This is a genomic window from Arthrobacter sp. Alg241-R88 (genome assembly GCF_900537115.1).
In the GTDB taxonomy this organism is placed as follows: domain Bacteria; phylum Actinomycetota; class Actinomycetes; order Actinomycetales; family Micrococcaceae; genus Arthrobacter.
In genome coordinates, this window is record NZ_UNRG01000002.1 from 84,921 (window position 1) to 101,744 (window position 16,824).

General features: G+C 65.0%; 16 protein-coding genes. 8 read left to right on the plus strand and 8 right to left on the minus strand.

Annotation, left to right across the window (positions count from 1 at the left end; genetic code table 11):
* Window positions 1-27: 27 nt before the first annotated feature.
* Both G6R19_RS05215 and map read right to left on the minus strand, forming a co-directional pair.
* A complete protein-coding gene (locus tag G6R19_RS05215; protein ID WP_163163072.1) occupies window positions 28-831 on the minus strand; it encodes a polyphosphate--glucose phosphotransferase in 804 nt (267 codons plus the stop codon).
* Between the two features lie 123 nt (window positions 832-954).
* Entirely contained in the window at window positions 955-1,833 is an 879-nt protein-coding gene (gene map, locus G6R19_RS05220) for a type I methionyl aminopeptidase (RefSeq protein WP_163163073.1), read from the minus strand.
* A gap of 118 nt (window positions 1,834-1,951) precedes the next feature.
* Between map and G6R19_RS05225 the strand changes: the two genes are divergently transcribed.
* Window positions 1,952-2,116, plus strand: coding sequence for an SPOR domain-containing protein (locus G6R19_RS05225; RefSeq protein ID WP_163163075.1), 165 nt, complete (start codon window positions 1,952-1,954; stop codon window positions 2,114-2,116).
* Window positions 2,117-2,170: 54 nt separating this feature from the next.
* Here G6R19_RS05225 and panB read toward each other — a convergent pair whose 3' ends face one another.
* Window positions 2,171-3,067: a 3-methyl-2-oxobutanoate hydroxymethyltransferase gene (panB, locus tag G6R19_RS05230; protein ID WP_163163077.1), complete on the minus strand. Its 897-nt coding sequence runs from the start codon at window positions 3,065-3,067 to the stop codon at window positions 2,171-2,173.
* Window positions 3,068-3,326: 259 nt separating this feature from the next.
* On the opposite strand from panB, the gene glnA (G6R19_RS05235) reads away from it, so the two are divergent.
* The 5 genes from glnA (G6R19_RS05235) to G6R19_RS05255 all read left to right on the plus strand — a co-directional run bounded on the left by glnA (G6R19_RS05235) (window position 3,327) and on the right by G6R19_RS05255 (window position 9,693).
* Window positions 3,327-4,667, plus strand: a complete 1,341-nt coding sequence (gene glnA, locus G6R19_RS05235) for a type I glutamate--ammonia ligase (protein ID WP_163163079.1) — start codon at window positions 3,327-3,329, stop codon at window positions 4,665-4,667.
* A gap of 8 nt (window positions 4,668-4,675) precedes the next feature.
* A complete protein-coding gene (locus G6R19_RS05240; protein WP_163163081.1) occupies window positions 4,676-7,687 on the plus strand; it encodes a bifunctional [glutamine synthetase] adenylyltransferase/[glutamine synthetase]-adenylyl-L-tyrosine phosphorylase in 3,012 nt (1,003 codons plus the stop codon).
* Between the two features lie 68 nt (window positions 7,688-7,755).
* Window positions 7,756-8,214, plus strand: a complete 459-nt coding sequence (locus G6R19_RS05245) for a VOC family protein (RefSeq protein WP_163163083.1) — start codon at window positions 7,756-7,758, stop codon at window positions 8,212-8,214.
* Between the two features lie 5 nt (window positions 8,215-8,219).
* On the plus strand, window positions 8,220-8,753 hold the full coding sequence (locus G6R19_RS05250) for a GNAT family N-acetyltransferase (protein ID WP_163163085.1): 534 nt from the start codon (window positions 8,220-8,222) through the stop codon (window positions 8,751-8,753).
* 292 nt (window positions 8,754-9,045) lie between these two features.
* Window positions 9,046-9,693 carry a hypothetical protein gene (locus tag G6R19_RS05255; RefSeq protein ID WP_163163087.1) on the plus strand — a complete coding sequence of 216 codons (648 nt, stop codon included), beginning with the start codon at window positions 9,046-9,048 and terminating at the stop codon, window positions 9,691-9,693.
* 139 nt (window positions 9,694-9,832) lie between these two features.
* On the opposite strand, the gene glnA (G6R19_RS05260) is transcribed toward G6R19_RS05255, so the two are convergent.
* Window positions 9,833-11,257: a type I glutamate--ammonia ligase gene (gene glnA, locus G6R19_RS05260; protein ID WP_050055503.1), complete on the minus strand. Its 1,425-nt coding sequence runs from the start codon at window positions 11,255-11,257 to the stop codon at window positions 9,833-9,835.
* Window positions 11,258-11,547: 290 nt separating this feature from the next.
* Here glnA (G6R19_RS05260) and G6R19_RS05265 point away from each other — a divergent pair, with 290 nt between their 5' ends.
* Window positions 11,548-11,985, plus strand: a complete 438-nt coding sequence (locus tag G6R19_RS05265; RefSeq protein WP_163163089.1) for an RDD family protein — start codon at window positions 11,548-11,550, stop codon at window positions 11,983-11,985.
* A 12-nt stretch (window positions 11,986-11,997) separates the two neighbouring features.
* On the opposite strand, the gene G6R19_RS05270 is transcribed toward G6R19_RS05265, so the two are convergent.
* The 4 genes from G6R19_RS05270 to lipB all read right to left on the minus strand — a co-directional run bounded on the left by G6R19_RS05270 (window position 11,998) and on the right by lipB (window position 15,016).
* On the minus strand, window positions 11,998-12,342 hold the full coding sequence (locus tag G6R19_RS05270) for a DUF3817 domain-containing protein (RefSeq protein WP_163164109.1): 345 nt from the start codon (window positions 12,340-12,342) through the stop codon (window positions 11,998-12,000).
* 161 nt (window positions 12,343-12,503) lie between these two features.
* The gene (locus tag G6R19_RS05275) at window positions 12,504-13,256 is read right to left on the minus strand and encodes a DUF4191 domain-containing protein (RefSeq protein WP_163163091.1); all 753 of its coding nucleotides are present in this window, start codon (window positions 13,254-13,256) and stop codon (window positions 12,504-12,506) included.
* An 87-nt stretch (window positions 13,257-13,343) separates the two neighbouring features.
* Complete coding sequence (gene lipA, locus G6R19_RS05280; protein ID WP_163163093.1) at window positions 13,344-14,351, minus strand: lipoyl synthase; 1,008 nt, start codon at window positions 14,349-14,351, stop codon at window positions 13,344-13,346.
* Window positions 14,348-15,016: a lipoyl(octanoyl) transferase LipB gene (gene lipB / locus G6R19_RS05285; protein WP_163163095.1), complete on the minus strand. Its 669-nt coding sequence runs from the start codon at window positions 15,014-15,016 to the stop codon at window positions 14,348-14,350. Before lipB ends, lipA begins: the two co-directional genes overlap by 4 nt.
* Before the next feature lie 142 nt (window positions 15,017-15,158).
* Here lipB and G6R19_RS05290 point away from each other — a divergent pair, with 142 nt between their 5' ends.
* Window positions 15,159-16,805, plus strand: coding sequence for a serine/threonine-protein kinase (locus tag G6R19_RS05290; RefSeq protein ID WP_163163097.1), 1,647 nt, complete (start codon window positions 15,159-15,161; stop codon window positions 16,803-16,805).
* The last annotated feature ends 19 nt before the right edge of the window (window positions 16,806-16,824 follow it).

Genomic DNA, 16,824 nt, shown 5'->3' on the forward strand with positions numbered 1-16,824 from the left:
TGGCGGGGCCGGAAACGACGCCCACCGCTATTTGGCGAGCTTGTGCTTCAAGGCGATTTCGATGGCGGCGCCGACGATGCCGGCCTCGTTCCGCAGGACCGCAGGCACGATCGGCGTGCGGAGCTTGAGGTTGGGCAGGTACTCGTCTGCCCGCTTGGAAATACCCCCGCCCACAATGAACAGTTCGGGGGAGAACAGGAACTCGACATGGGAGAAGTAGCGCTGCAGCAGGACGCTGTATTCGTCCCAGGTGAGGCCGTCCCTTTCACGGGCCACGGCGGAGGCCTTGGTTTCCGCGTCGTGGCCGTCGATCTCCAGGTGGCCCAGCTCGGCGTTCGGTACGAGTTTGCCGTCGAAGATAAAGGCCGAGCCGATTCCCGTGCCGAGGGTGATCACCAAAACCGTGCCGGCGACCCCTGCCCCGGCGCCGTAGCGGGCCTCCGCAAGGCCGGCGGCGTCGGCGTCGTTGATGACTTCCACCGGACGGCCCAGGCGCGCCGTCAGGAGGCCGTCGATGTCCGTGTTGAGCCAGCTCTTGTCCACGTTCGCGGCAGAGTGGACCACGCCGTGCTGGATGATGCCGGGGAAGGTGACGCCAACGGGGGAGCCGGCAGCAGGCGCCTCAGGGCGTGCCGAGAGCTCGGAAACCACGAGTGCCACTGCCTCGGCAACCGACTCCGGGGTGGCCGGTTGAGGGGTGGGAACGCGGAAGCGGTCACCGAGCAGTTTGCCCTTCTTCAGGTCGACGATGCCGCCCTTGATTCCCGTGCCTCCGATGTCGATGCCGATCAGCGGGGCGTTCTTGTGCGACTTCTCGTCCTTCTTGGCCAATGGGTTTTCCGTTCGTGGCAGGGGCGGGCAGGGAAGGGGCGGCGGGACGCCGGCCCGGTAGTTGCGTGGTCAACGGCGCTGGCTGACCGGTAAAACTGTGAAGAAGCTTGGGACTGCTGCGGGTCAGGGGAGGGTCAGGATCTCCGCCCCGGACTCGGTGACCAGCAGGGTGTGCTCAAACTGTGCCGTGCGCTTGCGGTCCCGCGTCACAACGGTCCAGTCGTCGGCCCACATGTCCCACTCCACGGTGCCCAGCGTCAGCATCGGTTCAATGGTGAACACCATGCCGGGCTCAATCACAGTGCTGTAGGCGGGGGCGGCGTCGTAGTGCGGGATGATGAGCCCGGTGTGGAAGGCCTCACCGACACCGTGGCCGGTGAAGTCCCGCACCACCCCGTAGCCAAAGCGCTTGGCGTAGGACTCGATGGCGCGGCCGATCACGTTGATCTCGCGTCCCGGGGCAACGGCCTTGATGGCGCGGTTCAGGGATTCCTGGGTCCGTTCCACGAGCAGGCGGGACTCCTCGTCAACATCCCCCACCAGGAAGGTGTAGTTGGTGTCTCCGTGGACGCCGTCGATGTAGGCCGTGATGTCGATGTTGAGGATGTCGCCGTCGTTCACCACGGTGGTGTCCGGGATCCCATGGCAGATGACCTCGTTCAGGGACGAGCACAAGGACTTCGGGAATCCCCGGTATCCGAGGGTGGAGGGGTAGGCGTGGTGGTCAAGGAGGAACTCGTGGCCCACCTTGTCCAGCTGGTCGGTGGTGACACCGGGCTCGATGTGCCTGCCCACTTCAACGATGGCTTGCGCTGCGATTTTTGCGGCCACGCGGATCTTCTCGACGGTTTCCGCGGACTTTACCTCGGAGCCGGTGAACTTCGCGGGTGCCGGCCTGCCCACATACTCGGGGCGGGGGATGGACGCCGGCACGGGACGCTGCGGGCTGACGGTTCCCGGGGTAAGGGTGCCGATGGGTGCAGTCGAGGCAAGGGAAGGCATAGATTGATCATATAAGGCACCACAGAAGGCCTAACAACCGGGAGCCGCGTCTGTCCCGCGTAAGGGTTTAAGTTACGCGCGTCACGCAGGTTCCTGCCTGCCGGAACGGGGAACAACGATGACTGAGTACTGGTACAACATCAAAACCCACGAGGTGGAGGAGGACCGGCTCTCGGACTGGAGCCAGCTGATCGGCCCCTACAAGACCAGGGCAGAAGCGGAACACGCCCTGGAGAAGGTCCGCGCCCGCAATGAATCCTGGGAAAAGGACGACGACGACTGACGGGCAGCCAGGGCAGGCCGGCCTGGCGCCGGCCTGCTTCCGGAGAACCTGTGGCTAGAAAGTGTGCTCAGGTCCCGGGAACTGGCCGGACCTGACATCCTCACCGTACGCCGCGGCCGCATCCAGGAGAGTGGTCCGAAGGTCCGCGTACTGCTTGACGAACTTGGCCATCCTGCCGCCCCGGAGCCCGGCCATGTCCTGCCAGACCAGCACCTGGCCGGTGGTCTCCTTGCCGGCGCCGATGCCCACGGTGGGAACGGAAACGGCCTTATCCACTGCCGCTGCCGTCTCCGCGGGGACCATTTCCATCAGCACGCTGAAGGCGCCGGCATCCGCCAACGCCACGGCGTCGTCAATCAGGCGTTGAGCGTCGTCGCCGCGGCCCTGGACACGGTAACCGCCCAGCGCGTGCTCACTCTGCGGCGTAAAGCCGATGTGGGCCATCACCGGAATCCCGGCCTGCACCATGGCCCGGACCGTCGGCGCATAGTACTTCCCGCCTTCGATTTTGACCGCATGCGCCAGGCCTTCCTTCAGGAACCGCACACCCGCGGCGACGGCCTGCTCGGGGGAAACCTCGTAGCTGCCGAACGGCAGGTCGGCCACGACGAGGGCGCGCCTCGCGGACCTCGCTACTGCGCGGCACAAGGGCAGCAGTTCATCCACGGTTACCGGCAGGCTGGTCTCATTGCCGAAGACATTGTTGGACGCGGAGTCGCCCACGAGGAGTACTTCGATGCCGGCAGCATCGAAGATTTCTGCCGTGTACTGCTCGTAAGCGGTCAGCATCGCGAACCTGGTTCCGTCGTTCTTGGCCTGCTGAAGGTGGTGGACGCGCACCTTGGCCGGCTTCCGCTCCGAGGGTGGCGGCGCGCCCTGGCCGGGACCGCTGCCGTAGGGGGCGGGGACGTCGGCGGACGTGCTTGAGTCAGGGCTGTTGCTTGAGGCCATGGCACGAGCGTAATGCGGCACCAGCGGTCCTAGCTACAGTCGTTGTCTCCCAGCATGGGTGATTCGTGTCATAAGGGAGGCGTCAGCGGCGTCCGGGCAGTGGCTGCTGTTGCTGTGATTTTCCGGGCGGCCGTGTTAACGCTGTGTTACGCGGCCTGCAGGCTCCAGCACGGGCGTCAATTGCTTAGTACAGTGTTTGTGAACTGCTGCCGGCATTCTGCGGACCGGGGCATGGACGTTGACCGGAGAAGAGGCCATCATGGACCGCCAGCAAGAGTTTGTCCTGCGCACAATCGAAGAGCGCGACGTACGTTTCGTACGCCTGTGGTTCACCGACGTCGTGGGTTCACTCAAGTCCGTGGCGCTGGCGCCGGCCGAAGTTGAGGGCGCATTCGAAGAAGGCCTCGGGTTCGACGGTTCCGCCATTGAAGGGCTGGCGCGTGTCTTTGAGTCCGACATGCTCGCGCAGCCGGACCCGTCCACCTTCCAGATCCTCCCGTGGCGCGGCGAAACCGAGCAGACGTCCCGCATGTTCTGTGACATCCTGACGCCTGACGGTGAGCCTTCCACCGCAGATCCGCGCAACGTCCTCAAGCGCACCCTCGCCAAGGCCGCGGATATGGGGTTCACCTGCTACACCCACCCTGAGATCGAGTTCTACCTCCTGAAGTCGCAGGAGCCAGGCCCGGACGGCGCACCGGTGCCGGTTGACGAGGGCGGCTACTTTGACCATGTTCCGGGCGGAGTGGCCCAGGATTTCCGCCGCACGGCGGTGACGATGCTGGAATCCGTGGGCATTTCGGTGGAGTTCAGCCACCATGAAGCCGGGCCGGGGCAGAACGAGATCGATTTGCGCTACGCCGATGCACTCCAGACGGCGGACAACATCATGACGTTCCGGACAATCATCAAGGAAGTGGCGCTCCAGCAGGGGACCTACGCCACTTTTATGCCCAAGCCCTTCACCGCGCACCCCGGCTCCGGCATGCACACCCACTTCTCCCTGTTCGAGGGCGACACCAACGCCTTCTATGAGGCCGGCGCCGAATTCCAGCTGTCCAAGACAGCGCGCCAATTCATTGCCGGCATCCTCAAGCACGCTCCCGAGTTCACCGCGGTGACAAACCAGTTCGTGAACTCCTACAAGCGGCTGTGGGGCGGCGGGGAGGCCCCAAGCTACCTCAGCTGGGGACATAACAACCGCTCGGCCCTGGTCCGCGTTCCGCTGTACAAGCCGGGCAAGGGCCAGTCGGCGCGGATCGAGTACCGCGGCATCGATTCCGCAGCCAACCCCTACCTTGCGTACGCCGTCCTGCTGGGCGCCGGGCTGAAGGGCATCGAGGAAGGCTACGACCTGCCGGCTGCCGCCGAGGACGATGTCTGGTCGCTGAGTTCGGCGGAGCGCCGTGCGATGGGGCACGATCCCCTTCCGGCCAGCCTGCATGAGGCCATCCGCTCCATGGAGGACTCTGAACTGATGCCTCAGATCCTGGGCGAGCAGGTTTACGAACACTTCCTGCGGAACAAGCGCGCCGAGTGGCAGGACTACCGGCTCCAGGTGACGCCGTACGAGCTGCAGCGCAACCTGGGAATTCTCTAGGCATCGTTGTGAGCCTCGCACGGCGCCTGATTTCGGCCGGCTTCAGTGACCTGGAGAAGGGCGAGCGGTTCCTGGCTGCCCGCGAGCTTGATGGCTTGGACGAAGACCGGCTCTTTGCGGGGCTGCAGCTGGCAGCCAGTCCGGACACAGCCCTTCAGTCCCTGGTGCGGCTGATCGAAAAGCATCCGGCCCTTCGCGAGCTGGCGGGTGCCGATCCCGAAACGAGTGAACCGCTCTACCGGGTGCTGGGGGCTTCGGAGGCGCTGGGGGAGTTCCTTATCCGCCACCCCGAGCACCTCGACGCCCTTAATGTGCGGCCCAGTCCCGAGCCCTTGCAAGCGGATGCTTCGGTTCTGCGCGCTGCCCTCCTCCACTCTGTGGGCGCCGATCCGCGGGCCGCCCGGCCCGTCGCCGGGCTCACCGGTACGGAGGCGTACGCCGCCCTGCGGACGGCGTACCGCCGGGGGGTGGTGGATCTTGCGGTCAAGGACCTGTGCGCGGCGGATCCACTGGACTTCCTGCCCTTGGCGGGCGGGGAGCTCGCAGACCTGGCCGGCGCAGCCATTGAGGCGGCCCTCGCTGTCTCGCGCGCCGAGGCAGCGGGCCAGTTCAGCGCCTCGGACGTGGCCGACGTCGGCCTTGCCGTCATTGGCATGGGCAAGTGCGGAGCGCGCGAGCTTAACTACATTTCCGACGTCGACGTCATTTACGTGGTGGACGCGGGCGGCCTGGAGGACGCGCAGGCGAGCACCATCGGCGCTGCCCTAGCCAGCGGAATTTCCCGCGCCATTTCATCAGTCGCCAGGGAACCCGGGCTGTGGGAAGTGGATGCCAACCTCCGGCCGGAAGGGAAGTCCGGGCCGCTGGTGCGTACCCTCGCCTCCCACCAGACGTACTACGCCCGCTGGGCCGAAAGCTGGGAGTTCCAGGCATTGCTGAAGGCCCGCACCATCGCCGGCGATGTTGCCCTGGGCCGGCAGTACGAGGACGCCATTGCGCCGCTGATCTGGAGTTCAGCGAGCCGCGATGGATTCGTTGAGTCCGTGCAGGCCATGCGCCGCCGGGTCACGGAACACATCCCACAGGCAGAGGAACAGCGGCAGATCAAGCTGGGCCGCGGCGGACTTCGTGACGTTGAATTCACGGTGCAGCTGCTCCAGCTGGTCCACGGCAAGTCCGACGAAAGCCTGCGCCGGCGCGACACGACCTCCGCGATTGCGGCCTTGTCAGCAGGCGGTTACATCGGACGCACCGATGCCGCGGCCTTCGACAACGCCTACCGCTACCTGCGCCTGCTGGAGCACCGCATCCAGCTCTTCCAGTTGCGCAGGACTCACCTGATGCCGGTCGGCGAACCGGCCCTCCGGGCGCTGGCCAAGGCGGTTCTGGGGCCGTTTTCCAACGAGCGTCCGCATCCGGACGCCCTGCTGGCCGCCTGGCAGAAAACCAAGCGCTCGGTGCGTGAGCTGCATGAGCGAATTTTCTACCGGCCCCTGCTCAACACCGCAGCCAAACTCAGCAGCGAGGACGCCAGGCTCTCGCCCGAAGCGGCCCAGGGCCGGCTTGCTGCCCTCGGCTACCGGGACCCGAAGGGCGCCATGCGCCACATTGAAGCCCTCACCGCCGGTGTGAGCCGCAGGGCTTCGCTGCAACGGCAGCTGCTGCCCATCCTGCTCGATTGGCTGGCTGAAGGCGTGGATCCCGACGCCGGCCTCCTCGCCTTCCGCCGGGTCAGCGAAGCCCTGGGAACCACCCACTGGTACCTGGGCATGCTCAGGGACTCCAACGCTGCCGCCGAGCGCCTGTGCCACATGCTGTCGAATTCGCGGCTGATTGCCGACCTGCTGGAAGTGTCCCCTGAATCGGTGGCGTGGCTCGGCCATGACAAGGACCTGGTGCCGGTCACCTTTGAGGCACAGTGGCAGGAGATAACCTCCAAGATGTCCCGCCATGCTGATCCGGAAAGTGCCATGCGGCTGATCCGCCTGATCAGGCGGCGCGAGACGCTGAGGATCGCCATCGCCGACTCTGCCGGACTGCTGGACCAGGACCGCGTGGGAGCAGCCCTGGCGGACACCGACAGGGCCGCGGTGCTGGGCGCACTGCGCGTGGCCGAAGGAATAGTCTCCGCCAAGGGGCCACTGAAAACCGCTGTCCTGGTGGTTGCCATGGGCCGTCAGGGCGGCCGCGAAATCGGCTACGGGTCCGACGCCGATGTGATGTACGTCCACAGGGCACTGCCGGGCTTTTCGGAGGTGGAGGCACAGGAGCAGGCATCGCGGATAGTGGCGAAGGTTTCCAGCCTCCTGACCCAGCCGCTGAAGCCGGCCATTATGGCTGAACGGGTGCTGCAGGTGGACGCCGACCTGCGGCCGGAAGGCAAGAGCGGCGCCATGGTCCGTTCCCTGGATTCCTTTGCCGAGTACTATCGGCGCTGGTCGCTCATCTGGGAGGCGCAGGCGCTGCTGCGTGCACGGCCGATGGCGGGAGATGACGCCCTGGCCGCGGACTTCCTCGATCTCATCAATCCCCTCAGGTATCCGGAATCCATATCGGAGCAGGATGTCCGCGAAATCCGGCGCGTTAAGGCACGGGTTGAATCAGAACGCCTTCCCCGCGGGGCTGATCCAGCCAGGCACCTCAAGCTGGGCCGGGGCGGGCTCAGCGACGTCGAGTGGCTGGTCCAGCTTTTGCAGCTTCAGCACGCCGGCAAGCACGAGGAGCTGCGGACCACGTCCACCATAGGGGCGCTCGAAGCCGCAACCCGGGCCGGGCTGCTGGACGGGGACGACGCGGACCTGCTGGCGGCGGCCTGGCGTCTTGCCAGCCGGATCAGGTCTGCAAACGTCATCTGGAGCGGCAAGGCCTCGGACCTGCTGCCGTCCTCACGGCGTGACCTGGAAGCCGTGGCGCGGTGGTGCGGTTACGAACCTGGCCAGGCCGCGGTTTTGGAAGAGGACTACCTGCGCGTCAGCCGCCGGGCCAGGGCAGTCTTTGAGCGGGTTTTCTACGGCCACTAACGGGGTTGCTGCGCCTTGTTAGTTGGGAGTGGCTGACACTTGTCCGGGGCCGGTGCTATTTTGAGCCCATGGCTACCCAAATCTTTTTCAACCTGCCCGTCAAGGATCTGAATCGCTCCGTGGAGTTCTTCACTGCCCTCGGCTTCTCCTTCAACCCGGACTATACGGACGAGAATGCCACGTGCATGATCATCAACGAGAATGCTTACGTCATGCTCTTGGTGGACACCTTCTTCAAGACTTTCACGTCCAAGAACGTTGCCAACAGCAAGGACTCCGCGGAAGCGATCATCGCCTACTCCGTGGACAGCCGGGAGGCAGTGGATGAGGCCGTCAAGACCGCCCTGGCCTCCGGCGGATCCCCGTCCGAAGACCCCCAGGACTACGGATTTATGTACAACCACAGCTTCCAGGACCCGGACGGCCACCTCTGGGAAGTGATGTGGATGGATCCCGCCGGTCCGCCGGCTGATTCCGTGACGGCTGATTCCATGTCCACTGACGGGTCCGCCGGCCCGCAGTCCTGAGCGGCATGGACCCCACCGTCTGGCTGATTTCGCTTCAGGACCTCGACGACGACGCACGTGCCATCCAGTTGGGCGCCGTGGCGGAGCTTGAACTCGGGCCGGGCCAGGAGCAGTTCGTAGGTGATCCGCTGCGCATGGCCCTGGCGGGGCTCGCTGAGGACTCCCGGCGGCCCTATGTGATGGAATGCCGCGGCCGGGCCGTCGGCGTGCTCACGCTGCAGGCCGGAGCAGCCCGGCTGGCGGGCTGGCCGGACGACGATTCGGCCTGGCTGCTCCGGGGATTCCTCATCGACCGGCGTGAACAGGGCAAGGGCCTTGGCCCACTGGGTGCGGTTGCCGCGGTGGCGGCCGCCGAAAAACTTAGCGCCAGGAATGGGACCGGTGAGGCGGGCGTCGTCCTTTCCGTGAACGAATCGAATCCGGCGGGATTGTCCGCCTACCGCCGCGCCGGCTTTGAGGACCGCGGGCAATATTCGGGGGGCCCAGCCGGACCCCAGCGGATCATGTTCCGCGGTTTTGACCGGTCCGACGCACCGTAACCGGGCAGGCCGGCGTTGCGCTCGGTCCGGTATTGGCCGAGTATGAGGATTGACGGTGTTCTTCAAACCTTGTTGGGGGGAAGGCTTGCAAAGTCTTCGTCTCGGGGAGCATCGTCAGGGGATCCGGTTCCCGGTCTCAGCACGTCTGGAGCCGGGTCCCCACCTTCCAGGAGCGGTCCCGGAGCGGTACCTCCGGACACCATGGTGCCGGCCCTTCCGCAGCCAGTGGAGGGCCCCTATGCTGGGTTTTACATCGATAGCTCTGGGGGCTACAAACATAGTTTGGGAAGCCATGAAGCAGCTCAGGATGGCCCTGCCGGCCTTTGTATTATTGCTCACGGCCTGTTCAGCGCCGGCGCCGGTGCAAGGCAGCCCGACGGCGGGAGCGGCGGTCCCGGTCGCCGACCTGCTATCGGTCACGGCACCCGGGGCGGTGCCCGCCGAACCATACGGGTTGACGACGGCCTCAGGAGCCCGCATCACTTTCACGTTGCCCACGCCTGTGACGGACCCTGCTGTGGCGGCAATCGACGCCTACAGGGCAAAGGTTGGAGCAGCGCCCGTTTCATACCTTGTTGCGGATGTGGACAACCGCGCAGGCACTGCACCGGTCAATTTGTACACGGTGAACGCCTTCAATGAAGAAGGCCGTCAGTCCACGTTCACCAGCGTTGCCGATGCGCTCCATAGCTGGGCACCCACCTTCAGCTACGACTTCGGGTGGTCCATGAATGGCAAGAGTCTGGATGAGGAACAGGGCGCCGCACTGAAGCGTGAGGCCAATAACCTGTACAACGCGGACATAACTGACGTGGACACAGCGGAACGCACCACCGTCATCCTCGCTTCCCCGGACGCTGAACTGCCAACCGAATTCACCCGTGTCGCCGTACAGCCGTCCGTTACGGGCGGTGAGGAGGAAGCGCACCCGCTTCGGTGAGGCGGGCAACAGGACCGGCCGGCAGCCCTGGCGGATCCGGACAGCAGAAAGGCCGGCTTCAAGGGGAAACCCTGAAGCCGGCCTCTTAAGGTCCTGCAGAATGTTGGCGGACTATGCCCCCATTAGCCGCAGACCGTAACTAGACGCCGTAGTAGAGCTCGAACTCGTAGGGGTTCGGGCGCAGCGACAGCGGACGGATTTCGTTCTCGTACTTGTACTCGATCCAGGTGTCGATCAGGTCCTGGGTGAACACGCCGCCGGCCTGCAGGAACTCGTTGTCCTCGGCCAGGGCCTCCAGGGCTTCCTCAAGCGTGCCCGGAGCCTTGGGGATGTCCTTGGCTTCTTCTGCGGGGAGCTCGTAGAGGTCCTTGTCGATCGGTGCCGGCGGTTCGATGCGGTTGCGGATGCCGTCGATGCCGGCCATCAGCTGGGCAGCGAATGCCAGGTACGGGTTGGAGGAGGGGTCCGGCGCGCGGAACTCGATCCGCTTGGCCTTGGGGTTGGTGCCCGTGATGGGGATACGGATACCGGCGGAGCGGTTGCCCTGCGAGTAGACCATGTTGACCGGAGCTTCGAAGCCCTTGACCAGGCGGCGGTAGGAGTTCACCGTCGGGTTGGTGAACGCCAGGACGGCGGAGGCGTGCTTGAGCAGGCCGCCGATGTACCAGCGTGCGGTGTCGGACAGGCCGGCGTAGCCCTTCTCGTCGTAGAACAGCGGCTCGCCGCCGTTCCACAGCGACTGGTGGCAGTGCATGCCGGAACCGTTGTCGCCGAAGACCGGCTTGGGCATAAACGTCACGGACTTGCCCCAGGCGTCTGCGGTGTTCTTGATGACGTACTTGAACTTCTGCAGGTCATCGGCAGCGTGGGTCAGGGTGGTGAACTTGTAGTTGATCTCAGCCTGGCCGGCGGAACCAACTTCGTGGTGGCTGCGCTCGACCTCGAGGCCGGCTTCGTCCAGGGCTACGCACATGGCGTCGCGCAGGTCAGCCTGCTTGTCGGTGGGGGAGACCGGGAAGTAGCCGCCCTTGACGGGGGTCTTGTAACCGAGGTTACCGCCCTCTTCCTCGCGGCCGGTGTTCCAGTGGGCTTCCTCGGAATCGATCTTGTAGAAGCTGCCCTGCGGGGAGGACTGGTACTGGACGTTGTCGAACACGAAGAACTCGGCTTCGGGAGCGAAGAAGGCGGTGTCAGCGATGCCGGTGGAGGCCAGGTAGGCTTCGGCCTTCTCAGCCACGCCGCGGGGGTCGCGGTGGTAGGGATCGCCGGTGCGGGGGTTGACGATGGAGAAGTTCAGAGCAAGGGTCTTCTCCATGCGGAACGTGTCCAGGAACGCGGTGGTGACGTCCGGGATCAGCTGCATGTCGGATTCGGCGATGCCCTGGAAACCGCGGATGGAGGATCCGTCGAAGAGCTGGCCGTTGATGAAGAAGTCGGCGTCAACGCTCTTGGCCGGGACGTTGAAGTGCTGCTGGACACCCGGAAGGTCGGTGAAACGGATATCGACGAATTTAATGTCTTCGTCTTTGATGAACTTGAGGACCTCGTCCGCAGTCTTGAACATCTATGCTCCTAACGCATATGTAACTATCTGGCGTGAAAGCCATCTGATCCAGCGCAATCCAAAGCAGGGAAACGCCGCAGTGTTTCCCTGCTGAAAGTACCCGCTGCACATGTCTGCCGGTGGATTTGCTTGAAACTGCTAACAGCCTATGGACGCGGCATTTCCCGTCCGTGTCCGCATTGTTTCGGGCAGGTTACAGAATGCCCTGATATGGAAAGGCTATCCGCCGTCCACACTGTGGTCTAACCGCTTCCACAGTGTGGGCGAAGGAACCGAAGTAAACTTGGACGGTGGTAGAACGCAAAGACATTGGCTCCTGGCTCACCGGCCCTGACACCTCCGGCATCTCCAAGTATCCCGGTGAGCGGCTTGGGCTGCCGGAGTCCGGATCCGGCTCCATTGCCCGGGCCGGGCGCAGGATCATCGCGATCATGATCGACTGGGGCATTGCGTTGCTCATCAGCAACTTCGCCTTCGGGGGCGATGCGTGGGCCACCCTGGCGATTTTCGCCGTCGAACAAATCCTCCTGGTGGGCACGCTTGGCTACAGCATCGGGCACCGCGCCGCCGGCATCCACGTGGTGAAAGCAGGCGGCGGAGCGCCGGGACCGCTGGCCGCGGTGGTGAGGTCGGTACTGCTTTGCCTGGTGATTCCCGCCGTCATCTTCGATCCGGACCACCGCGGCCTCCACGACAAGGCGATGGACACGCTGCTCCTGCGCCGGTAGGAGCTCCGGGATTCAGACGCGGCTGGCTTCCTTCGCTGCCGGAGCCCCGGCTGCGGCAGCCGCGAGGTGCCCCCGCTTGCCCGCCCAGCCCTCAAACCAGAGGGTGGCAAACGGGAAGACGGCGGAAAGGCCTGCGAAGAGGGCCACCACGAATGGCCAGCGCTGCAGCCGCCAGAGTGCCAGCGCCGCGATCCCGTAGCCCACAAACAAGGCGCCGTGGACGGGTCCGGCCACCTGCACGCCAATTTCCGTGGTGCCGGCGATCCACTTGAAGTACATGCCCACCAGAAGCGCCGCCCAGCTGAACGCTTCGGCAATCGCGAGAATCCGGAAGGCGCGGAGCACGGTATTCCTCACGGGAGATGCCACCTGGTCCTGTTTGGCCTGGTCCTGTTTCGCCTGGTCCTGTTTCGCCCGATCCTGTTCCACTGTGTCCTGTCCTGTAGTCGGTATTGCGCCGTTGGCCGGCCATAAAAAAGCCCCGGTCCCGGCTCATGGCCGGGACCGGGGCTTGCGCTCTAGCGTCCGCGGTTGGGGCGCGCTTTGTAGGGGTCGATGCCCTTGGGGATGGGGAGACGGTTGCCCAGCGAAGCGATGCGCTTGGACACTGCGTTCACCTCAAGCTTGGTCAGTTCCTTCTTCAGCTTGCCCATCTTCTTCGCTACCTGGCTGATGGGAACCTGGCCCTCGCCGCGGCCGCTCTCAATGACATGCACAGTGACGTTGGGAAGGATCCGCGCCAGGCGCTTGCGTTCCGCGTCCAGCAGCGGCTTTACACGGTGCGTGGGGCCTTCGCTGACCAGCACGACGCCGGGACGGCCGATGGCGCGGAACACGGCGTCCTGCGTGCGCGGGTTGACGGCGACGGGCTGTTCTTCGGTGATCCAGCCGCGCCTAAGCGTTCCCAGAGCGGCGCCGGAGGCGCCAGGCTGGTTTTCAATCTGGGCGAAAGCCGCACGTTCCGCGCGCCGGGAGAGGATCAGCGTGGCTCCCAGCAGGCCCAGCGGGATACCGATGATCAGGCCCGTGATCCAGTTTTCAAGCCAGAAGCCCACCAGGAAGCTGACAGCCACAACACCGAGGAAAACCAGCAGCATAAGCCACGGAACCATGGGGTCGTGGCGGCGGGTCATGTTGAAGACCTCGCCGATCTGCTTGAGCCGGCTGGGCTTCTTGACCTTTGCTTCTTTAGGCTTGCGGGAGAAGAGGCCACGCTTGACTGCGCTGGAGCCAGACGGAGTGGAGTTGCTGGAATCAGGGGATTTCGCCATAGTGACTTAATTCTACGTGACCAAAGCCCAAGGGCCGGCACCGAAGACTTCCGGTGCCGGCCCTTGGGGGATGAAGAGTTTCCGGGGTCAGGAGTGGGCTGCGAGGAGGGAGCTGGCTTCCTGGCGGGTGGTGCCGGAGGACTCGATGTGGGCAAGTTCTGCGGGGATGTCCCAGCCCTTCTTGCGCATTGCGGTGGCCCAGAGCCGGCCGGCGCGGTAGGAGGAGCGGACCAGCGGGCCACTCATCACGCCGAGGAAGCCGATTTCGGTGGCCTCGTCCTGGAGGTCCACGAATTCCTGCGGCTTGACCCACCGGTCCACCGGCAGGTGCCGCTCGGACGGGCGCAGGTACTGGGTGATGGTGATCAGGTCACAGCCGGCCTCGTGCAGGTCCCGCAGCGCTTCGGAGATTTCCTCGCGGGTTTCGCCCATCCCCAGGATCAGGTTGGACTTGGTCACCATGCCCAGGTTCCGGCCCTGCGTGATCACGTCCAGGGACCGCTCGTAGCGGAACGCCGGCCGGATCCGCTTGAAAATCCTGGGCACGGTCTCGACGTTGTGCGCGAACACCTCGGGCTTGGAGTCGCAGATCGCGGCGATGTGTTCGGGCTTGCCGGAGAAGTCCGGGATCAGCAGCTCCACCCCGGTGCCGGGGTTCAGTTCGTGGATCTTACGGACCGTCTCGGCGTACAGCCACACGCCCTCGTCCTCGAGGTCATCGCGGGCCACCCCGGTGACGGTGGCGTAGCGCAGCTGCATCGCCTGCACCGACCTGGCCACCTTGGTCGGTTCGAACCGGTCCACCGGGGACGGTTTGCCGGTATCGATCTGGCAGAAATCACACCTACGGGTGCACTCGGACCCGCCGATCAGGAACGTGGCTTCCTTGTCCTCCCAGCACTCAAAGATGTTGGGGCAGCCGGCCTCCTCACACACCGTGTGCAGGCCTTCCTTCTTCACCAGGTTCTTGAGCTGGACGAACTCCGGGCCCATCTGGACCTTGGCCTTGATCCAGTCCGGCTTCCGCTCCACCGGGACAGCAGAGTTGCGCTGTTCAACGCGCAAAAGCTTCCGGCCTTCAGGTGCCAATGTCACAGTAGAGCTCCTTCGGGGGTAGCGATCAAGGCGTCTTCATTCTTGCGCAGTTCTTCGATGATTCTGGAAACGAGGTCAGCCGGGGAGACGTCATAACCGGTTTCCTGGGCGATGGTTGTTACGCCGGCATCGGTTATTCCACAGGCAATAATCTGGCTGTAGGGGGCGAGATCGTTGTTGCAGTTGATGGCGAACCCGTGCATGGTGACGCCCTCGTGGACGCGGATGCCGATGGCGGCAATTTTCCTGTCCGGACCCTTCGCGTCTGCTGCGATCCAGACCCCTGCCCGGCCCTTGATCCGCACGGCCTGGATGCCATAGTCGGCAAGGACATTGATGATGACCGACTCGAGGCGTTCGACGTAGTCGCGGATCCCCGCCCGGTTCTTCAGCTTAATGATGGGATACCCCACCAGTTGGCCGGGGCCATGCCACGTGAGCTTGCCGCCGCGGTCCACCGGGACCACCGGCGTGCCGTCGAAGGGCCGTTCGTGATCCTCCGTCCGTTTACCGGCCGTATAGACCGGGGCGTGTTCGAGGAGGAGTACTGTGCTCGGGGCCTTTCCGGCGACGACGTTGTCGTGGAGTTCGCTCTGGATGGCCCAACCGCGGGTGTAGTCGACAAAGTCCGGAGCAAGACCCAGCTGTGAAAACTCAAGAGTCATGGCATCCAGCTTAGACCTTGGGCGCGCACGCACCCGGTTTAGTGCTTAAGCTCACCGTGCACCCCCGGGCCTTGGCGGCAGGGGCCTGGGCCCCCTGTGGATAACTTCTGCACGCCGCGCCGGATTCGACTAGACATGGGTCATGGAAGATTTGCAGGGGATAACGGCCTCCGGTTATACCGTAAGGCGGTTGCTTGGCCGCGGCGGCAGTTCCTCTGTCTGGTTGGTCCGAGAGGAACGGAGCGGCCGGGAGTTCGCCCTGAAGTACTTCCGTCCGCCCGCCCGCAGGTCGTCCCGGGGAGCCGAGATGACCGAAGAAGGTATCCGGCGGGAGATCCGCATCGTGTCCGTCCTGGATCATCCGCACCTCATCAAGGCCTACGACACAGTGGCGTTGGCCGGCGCGGAAGGCCCTGCCGCACTGATCATGGAATACGCACCAGGCGGCTCCCTCGCCGGCCTGATCGGTGCCGGAGGAAAACTCAGCGTGGGGGAAACAGTGACGGTACTGACGCCCATCGCCCAGGCCCTGGCGTATTTGCACGGCAAAGGGTTCACCCATGGTGACGTGTCGCCGGGCAACGTCCTGTTCACCGCCCACGGCAAACCGATGCTGTCCGACGTCGGCATCGCCCGGATGCTGGGTGACCCTGGCTCTGCAGCCGGTGCAGGCACACCCGGATTTCTCGATCCGGCGCCAGTGGACGCAGTTCGGGCCGGCCTTCAGCCCGAACGTGACGTCTACTCAGTAGCCGCGCTCGGCTGGTTCTGCCTCACCGGCCTGCCTCCGCAGCGGACGGCGGACCGGCCGCCGTTGTCCCTCCTGCTTCCGGAGGTCCCCCGGGAACTCGCGGCGGCCCTGGAGTCCGGGCTGAACGAGGACCGGCGGCTCCGGCCTACCGCGGCCTCCCTCGCCACAGCCGTGTACCGGAGCGCATCACCCCTGCCGCTGGACCTGGCGCCTGCAGTCCACCCCACAGTCCTGCCGGAACTGGTAACCCGCCTGCAGGCACCAACTCCACGCAGGCTCGGAGAGCGGGTCCACGGGTTGCGGCGCCGGATGACGACGTCGAAATGGTCAGGCCCGTTCCTTGCCGCGGGAAAGCTGCCCTTCAGTGAGTCGATGGCAGTCACGCCTCCGGCCCACCCCGGGGACCAGGGGAAAGGACGGCACGCCTCGCCGCGGGGTGGGCGGCAGGTGCGGCGGACCGCTCTTGCCGGTGCCACCGCTGCGGCAGTTGCTGCAGCCTGGTGGCTGTCCGGTGCGGGGGTCACCGCCGCCGGGCCTGATTCCCCTACAGGGACGGCTGCCGGGGCAACCACAACCGGCGTCCCCGAACTTTCTCCTGCGGAAACACGCCAGCAAGCCGATCCCGTGGAGACAGCCAGGCAGCAGGCGGCATCACCTGATCCCGCTGTGGCGGTCCACGGCCTCGCGGTGCTCAGGTCTCTGGCCCTCAGCACGGGCAAGCTGGAACTCCTCGATGAGGTGAACCAGCATGGTTCGGCTGCGGCGGCAGGAGATAGCGGGATCAGCGGGCGGCTGCGCCAAACCGGCCGCGTCCTGTCCGGGTTCTCAACAACCCTGTCACAAGTGCAGGCGGAGGAGGCCGGAACCGAAGCCGGTGCCGTGGTTGCCGTCACCTCGGCCTCGTCCGCCTATGAGGAAAAGGATGCCCAGGGCAACGTGACGGCAAGGGGGGTGGCCGGCGCCGAACAACGGCTTCGCCTGGTGCTGGTCCTTGTGGACGGCAAGTGGCGGGTCAGCGACATCCTTCCCGGCACCTGATCCTGTCTGTAAGGAAAGA

Bases quoted from the DNA above. Each gene is read 5' to 3' on its own strand.
- G6R19_RS05275 (WP_163163091.1), bottom strand. From the start codon at position 13,256: ATGGCGAAATCCCCTGATTCCAGCAACTCCACTCCGTCTGGCTCCAGC.
- G6R19_RS05225 (WP_163163075.1), top strand. From the start codon at position 1,952: ATGACTGAGTACTGGTACAACATCAAAACCCACGAGGTGGAGGAGGAC.
- map (WP_163163073.1), bottom strand. From the start codon at position 1,833: ATGCCTTCCCTTGCCTCGACTGCACCCATCGGCACCCTTACCCCGGGA.
- G6R19_RS05255 (WP_163163087.1), top strand. From the start codon at position 9,046: ATGAAGCAGCTCAGGATGGCCCTGCCGGCCTTTGTATTATTGCTCACG.
- panB (WP_163163077.1), bottom strand. From the start codon at position 3,067: ATGGCCTCAAGCAACAGCCCTGACTCAAGCACGTCCGCCGACGTCCCC.
- glnA (WP_050055503.1), bottom strand. From the start codon at position 11,257: ATGTTCAAGACTGCGGACGAGGTCCTCAAGTTCATCAAAGACGAAGAC.
- G6R19_RS05245 (WP_163163083.1), top strand. From the start codon at position 7,756: ATGGCTACCCAAATCTTTTTCAACCTGCCCGTCAAGGATCTGAATCGC.
- G6R19_RS05250 (WP_163163085.1), top strand. From the start codon at position 8,220: ATGGACCCCACCGTCTGGCTGATTTCGCTTCAGGACCTCGACGACGAC.
- G6R19_RS05290 (WP_163163097.1), top strand. From the start codon at position 15,159: ATGGAAGATTTGCAGGGGATAACGGCCTCCGGTTATACCGTAAGGCGG.
- glnA (WP_163163079.1), top strand. From the start codon at position 3,327: ATGGACCGCCAGCAAGAGTTTGTCCTGCGCACAATCGAAGAGCGCGAC.
- lipB (WP_163163095.1), bottom strand. From the start codon at position 15,016: ATGACTCTTGAGTTTTCACAGCTGGGTCTTGCTCCGGACTTTGTCGAC.